Source organism: Marinovum sp., from assembly GCF_048263515.1.
Taxonomy (GTDB): domain Bacteria; phylum Pseudomonadota; class Alphaproteobacteria; order Rhodobacterales; family Rhodobacteraceae; genus Marinovum.
This window is the reverse complement of the sequence record NZ_JBLXEC010000041.1, coordinates 1-5,731: the sequence shown is the minus strand read 5'-3', so window position 1 is coordinate 5,731 and position 5,731 is coordinate 1. Positions and strand designations below refer to the sequence as shown.

Annotated in this window: 5 protein-coding genes and 2 tRNA genes; 4 read left to right on the top strand and 3 right to left on the bottom strand. The window is 63.8% G+C overall.

What is annotated here, in order from left to right:
* Together ACN0SE_RS19990 and ACN0SE_RS19985 are read right to left on the bottom strand one after the other, a co-directional pair.
* Positions 1-493, bottom strand: a 493-nt coding sequence (locus tag ACN0SE_RS19990) for a glutathione S-transferase family protein (protein ID WP_417526290.1), incomplete at its 3' end; no start/stop codon positions are given.
* 96 nt (positions 494-589) lie between these two features.
* Complete coding sequence (locus tag ACN0SE_RS19985; protein ID WP_417526289.1) at positions 590-1,600, bottom strand: TRAP transporter substrate-binding protein; 1,011 nt, start codon at positions 1,598-1,600, stop codon at positions 590-592.
* A 242-nt stretch (positions 1,601-1,842) separates the two neighbouring features.
* Between ACN0SE_RS19985 and ACN0SE_RS19980 the strand changes: the two genes are divergently transcribed.
* The 3 genes from ACN0SE_RS19980 (at position 1,843) to ACN0SE_RS19970 (ending at position 3,461) form a co-directional block, all read left to right on the top strand.
* Positions 1,843-2,571 carry a GntR family transcriptional regulator gene (locus tag ACN0SE_RS19980; protein WP_417526288.1) on the top strand — a complete coding sequence of 243 codons (729 nt, stop codon included), beginning with the start codon at positions 1,843-1,845 and terminating at the stop codon, positions 2,569-2,571.
* A 363-nt stretch (positions 2,572-2,934) separates the two neighbouring features.
* Positions 2,935-3,011: transfer RNA gene (locus ACN0SE_RS19975), tRNA-Asp, on the top strand.
* Positions 3,012-3,384: 373 nt separating this feature from the next.
* Positions 3,385-3,461 (top strand) — tRNA-Asp (locus tag ACN0SE_RS19970).
* A gap of 95 nt (positions 3,462-3,556) precedes the next feature.
* Here ACN0SE_RS19970 and ACN0SE_RS19965 read toward each other — a convergent pair.
* Positions 3,557-4,312, bottom strand: coding sequence for a hypothetical protein (locus ACN0SE_RS19965; protein ID WP_417526287.1), 756 nt, complete (start codon positions 4,310-4,312; stop codon positions 3,557-3,559).
* Between the two features lie 74 nt (positions 4,313-4,386).
* On the opposite strand from ACN0SE_RS19965, the gene ACN0SE_RS19960 reads away from it, so the two are divergent.
* On the top strand, positions 4,387-5,259 hold the full coding sequence (locus ACN0SE_RS19960; RefSeq protein ID WP_417526286.1) for a glycosyltransferase family 2 protein: 873 nt from the start codon (positions 4,387-4,389) through the stop codon (positions 5,257-5,259).
* Positions 5,260-5,731: the final 472 nt, after the last annotated feature.

Here is a 5,731-nt window from a genome sequence, read left to right as displayed (position 1 = left end):
ACGTGGATGCGACGGGAATAGCCAAGCGTCGCCACGAAGAACGACACCAGCCGCGGCGCGCCGCCGATTTCGACCCGCCGTTGCCCGAAGTCGATCTGCAATTGTTGGCGTAGACATAGGGCTTGATCGCCGGCACGTGGATCGAGGCCGCAAGACGCAGCCATTCCAGCATCTCGGCTTCGCTCCCGGCCTCTGCCGGGCGCAGCGAGGGCGCGGGGAAGGTGGCGTCGATATAGTCGATGATGTCGTTCGACTCGATGTGCACGACACCGTCATGCACCAGCGTCGGTACCAGACCGTTGGGGTTGATCCCGAAGTACTCGTCGGAAATGTTCTCTTTCTTCTCCAGGTCGATATGGTGGCTGGTCCAGTCCAGTCCTTTCTCGATCAGGGTCATGCGGACCCGCATCGAGCAATTCGAGATATCGCCGTGATAGAGGTGCAGCCCGTCCAGGGTTTCGACGGCCTTGTTGGTGGGGGTGATGACGACCATGGGCAAGGTCTCCGGCTCGCAGTGTGAGGGGGCGCCCCGGCGCCGGGAGGTGGCGCCGGACCAGCGGTCAGGTTGGGGGCAGGGCAGACGGGGCCGCTACGGGTTCAGCGCCTGGTAGATTTCGCGGGCCTCGGGAATGCCGCGGCTTTCGTAATCGGCAAAGATCGCTTCGAGCCCCTCGGCCACCGCCGCGTCCAACTTGGCGCGCTCGGCGTCAGAGACGACGTGCCATTCATAGCCCTTGTCACCGGCCTCGGCGATCATCGCCTTGGAGCGTTCGTCGGCTCCATCAAAGGATTTGGCCAGTTCCAGCGACATCGGCAGGCCGGCCAGCTCGTCGATGATTGCCCGGTGCTCGTCTGACAGGCTCTGGTATTTCTCGCGGTTCATCACCGCGAAGGTCACCGCAAAGCTGACCGGCACGTTCTCGACAATGTGGTTGGAGACGTCCCAGAAGTTCCAGGGCGGGGTGATGTTGTTGTAGGACGCCATGGCGGCGTCGATCGTGCCGGTCGACAGGCCGGTGTACATCTCGGTCACCGGCATCTGCACCGGCACCGCGCCCAGCGCCTCGACGATCGGGGTGGTCATGGCGGCGTAAGGCACCAGCTTGGCGCCCTTGAGCCCCTCCATGGTCGAGACGTCGCGGGTGGCGGCAAAGAGGTTGCCGGCCACGGTGCCGACCGCCAGCACCTTCACGTCGGCGAATTCATCGGCGAGGTGTTCGTCAAAGATCGACCAGATTGCGCGGGTCGAGGCATCGGCGGTGTCCGAGGTGCCCGGCAGGATCCCGAGCATGGTCTTGGGAAAGAGGGCCGGGGTGTAGCTGACCACGCCGAAGGTGATGTCGGCCACGCCTTCGACGGCGCGCTTGTATTGCTGGACCGGGCCGGCGCCAAGCTGGCCTGCCGGGTAGAGCTTCATCGTCAGGCTGCCGCCGGAGCGGTCCTCGATCTCCTTGGCAAACCAGGCAAACATCCCCGTGTTGGTATGGTGCTGCGGTGGCACGAAGGTCGCCACGCTCAGCTCTTCGGCGGTCGCCGTCTGGGCCATGAAGCCGAAGCTGGCAGCAAGGGCCGCGGCGCGTGAAAATCCGAGTATCGTCATCTGTTACCTCCCAATTCAGACACCTGGCAGCGCGTCCGGGATCCTGTTTCGGGCCGTGCCCGGTCGAATCTGCCAGTTTTGCCGCCTGTGCTTGCTATTAACGCCATTTCGGGATCCCAAATCAACCCTCTACATCGAACTATTGGCTAATTTCGCCACGCTTGAGGGGTTTGGGATCCCTTTCCGTGGCGCGAAGGGGCTGTTTTTCTTGACTTTGGGATCCCAACGGAGGAAGAAGAAGCATGGAATCGATTGACACCGAACTTGCCGCGCGCATTCGCGAAGACATCATCATGGGCACATTCGAGCAGGGCGAACGGCTCTCCGAGGCGCGCCTGTGCGAGATCTACGAAGTGTCGCGCACACCGATCCGGCTTGCCCTGCGCCTGCTGGAACGCGAGCGGCTCATTCGTCGCGGCGAGGGGCGGGGTTACACGGTCTTCAGCCCGACGGTCGAAGAAATCCTTCAGGCCGTTCAGGTCAGGGGGCATCTGGAAAGCCTCGCCGCCCGGCTGATGGCGCAATCCGAGGGCCGCGCGCAGTTCCTGCCGCATATGGCCGAGGCCATTGCAGGGATCGAGGCGGTCATCTCCGAGGGCGTGCTCGACGATGACGCCAAGCGCCGCGCCCAGGCCTCGAACAAGGTGTTCCACGCGACGATCCTCGGCGCCTGCGGCAACGATTACGTCAGCTATGCCTGCGAACAGATCAGCCACTTGCCGATGCTGGCGGCGGGCTCGATGGTGTTCGACCGCACGTCCGACGTCACCCGCGCCCTGTTTCGCCTGTCGATCGGCAATGCCCAGCACCAGGTGCTTTACGAGTCGATCAAGGCCGGTGACGCGGTGCGCGCCGAAGGCATGATGCGGGAGCATTCGCACACCATGGTCGATTACATCCGGACCTTCGAACGCAAGGACGGCACCCTGACGCTGTCCGACCTGATCTCTTATTCGGGCAATGCGACTTGAACGCCCGTCCTGATCTCTTCAGGCAGCCGCCGCGATAGGCCGTGCTGGTCGAAGCAGCCGCCGGTGATACGCTGGGCCTTGTTCGGCCTCTCGGCTCCGAGGCTGGCTGGTTAGCCGCGCCACCATCCCTCCCATGGTCCCCTCCTTTGTCCGCGCCAATGCAGGCAACGTTGCCGCCCTTGGCGGGCCCTGCGCTCGCCATGGCGGGGCTTGACCGCAGCCAGAAGGCGGCTGGTTTCGAGCGCCGGGGCAGGGCGGAAAACCTGTCTCGGAACCTCCCCTGACGACACGATGAAAAAGCTGGAAAATATCCCGCCAACCCGCTTGACGCCGGTCGCGCCATATCCTAATCAGCCCAAACGCGCGGTTGTAGCTCAGTTGGTTAGAGTACCGGCCTGTCACGCCGGGGGTCGCGGGTTCGAGCCCCGTCAACCGCGCCATTTTCCCTCTCTTCCGGAAATATCGCACGCGCTGCGCAACCTCCGGCTGCGCTTCGTGCATTTTGGCCTGACCATTCCTCAGCGCATCCAGGCACTCCGGTACGGTCCCGGGCAATACCCGCCCCGGACCTGATCCGGGGCCTCACCTCAGGCGCAGTCCATGAGGTCCCGGGACAAGCCCAGGACGGGAAGGGCGCAGTGGTGGCCTGAGGTGGAACCTTCGACGATCCTCCGGGACCCCGGTAAATCCACTCCCGAGGGCCGATGCCGCACAGCACATCCCCGCCAAAATCCCGCCCGGAAAAAACATCTCGAAAAACCCGGTTTTTGTGATTGACGCCCCCGCCGGTATTCCTTAATCAGCCCCTCACGCGCGGTTGTAGCTCAGTTGGTTAGAGTACCGGCCTGTCACGCCGGGGGTCGCGGGTTCGAGCCCCGTCAACCGCGCCACTTTCCCCCTTCGTGCTCGTTTCGGTGAACGATCACCGCCATGCCGGACCCCTCGGGTCCGGGGGAAAACCGTCACTTACGGTCACGCAACCCTGTCAGTACGTATAGCCCATCGCCTCTTCGATCCCGAGATCGAGCCGCGTGCGCATCCAGGCGCGGTCTTCTGCCGGCATTTCGGCGGGCGTCTCGGGGCGGGTCATCACCGAGGGCTTGAACTTGGCGCCAAGGCGCTTGGTGACCGGCTTGTAGGCGCTCTCGGTGGCAGGCAGGCCCAGCGTGTCCTGCAGGTCGTTGAGGAAGGCTTCGGGCGCCTCCTGCGCCGCCTCCATCCGCAGAAAGACGCAGGAATTGTGGCGGATCGCATAGCTGAGCAGCGTCGCCATCTTGACCGAACGCAGCTCGAACAGGTCGCGGAACATCGCGCCGGTCACCGGGTGACGGTCGGCCTGCAGCGGCTGGCCGCGGTATTCCGGTGCATCGGCCCAGGGGAAATAGCGCGGCCGGTCGATCCGGGTGTCCCAGGGCGCGCGGATGAACTGCGAAAAGCCAAGCGCCTGCATCGGCGGCCGGGTGTGCCAGGGCTTGGCGTGCATCGACAGCGCCCAGGCATCCGCCGCGCGCACCACGCAGACCACGGTGAAATCCGCCGGGATCGCCAGCATCAGGGGCACGCCGTGTTTCCAGCCCAGCGCCTCGGAATTGCCCAGCCAGGTGTTGCCGTCGATCAGCCGCTTGACGAAATTCGTCCCGGACGAGCGTTCGCCCATCACCTGGAACCGCTTGGGTGCCGGGCCGCTGTGGCGGATGGCCCAGCCGGTGCGGGCCAGATCGGTGAGGATTGTGTCGCGCATCAGGGGATTACCGGTTATTCTTTCGCCAAGTGGTAACCGGGCACATAGACCCGCGCAAGAGCAGGACAAGTGACATGCAGACAACCGCCGCCGCGCTGACCATGGTGCGTGACGATGCCTTCTTCCTCAAGGCCTGGCTCAGGCACTACGGCGAGGCGCTGGGCCGCGAGAACTGCACCATCATCAACCATGGCCGCGGCGAAGAGGTGGCGCGCCTGGCCGAGGGCTGCAACATCATCGGCATCCCCGGCGACCCGCATCCCAATTTCGACATGAAGCGCTGGCGGCTGCTCAACAACCTGGTGCAGGGGCTGCGCTGCTACTACGACCACGTGATCGTGGGCGATGTCGACGAGCTGGTGGTGGTCGATCCCGCCGCCGGGGTCTCGCTGCTCGACTTCCTGCGCGACCAGCCGCTGCGGCGGGTGCTGACGCCGGTGGGGCTCGAGGTGGTGCACCGGGTGGCGGAGGAACCCGCGCCGATCGGGGATCACATCCTCGGGCCCCGTCGCCACGTCCGCCTGGCGCCGCATTATTCCAAACCCTGCGTGGTGTCACAGGGCGTCAAGATCGCGCGGGGCGGGCATTTCACCCAGGCCGACAAGCTGCACACGCCGGACGAACTGCTGCTGCTGCACCTGAAGTTCTGCGACTTCGGCACCTACGTCGAGGTGATGAACCACCGCAATGCGGTGACCGAGGCGGTGGGGGCCCCGGTCAAACAGGCCTCGATCGGGCGGCACTGGTTCGCCGAGGCGCGGGGCGAGGACCGGGCGGTGTTCGAGGCCTTCAGCGCCGCGCCGGCCGCGCCCTTCGACCTGACCGGCGTGCGGCGGGGGATGCACCGCAGCTGGAAGCCGCGCGGCGACACCGGGTTCTGGCAGTTCGACCGCGAGGAGAGCGATCGGGTGATGGTGCTGCCGGAGCGGTTTTTGGGGGTGGTGTGAGGGCAGCGTTGAACACCTGAATTCGCAGTCCAGTAAACCTACGTGCAAGCCACGTCACGATGGATAGGCACAGCCTTGATAAACTTTGGACCTATGAAATCTCGCGCGCGTTTTCGGCTCCTTCGTCGACACCTTCTTGTAATTCTAGCTGTTCTGGTTGAAAAAGAGGCTCACCATATACTTCTTCGAATTTGGAGATTACGTGCTCGTTAGTGCGAGCGGTTCGGAAGACAGGCCAATCGCGAATATCTGAAGCCGAAAGATTGGTTATTGCAGGTCCCATACCTAGGAAGTGGCAAACCTGATCATGTTCGTCCTTTACGGCAGCGACACAAGTCTGAAACTGGACCGTAGTGGCTGTCCAGTCCTGTGAGTTAAGGATTTTTTTTGCTTCCTCTAGGCTCAGGATGCATTGATTTCTATGGCGCAGCGTGATTCACGGTTCCGAAAAGGAGCGGTGACATGAGCGATC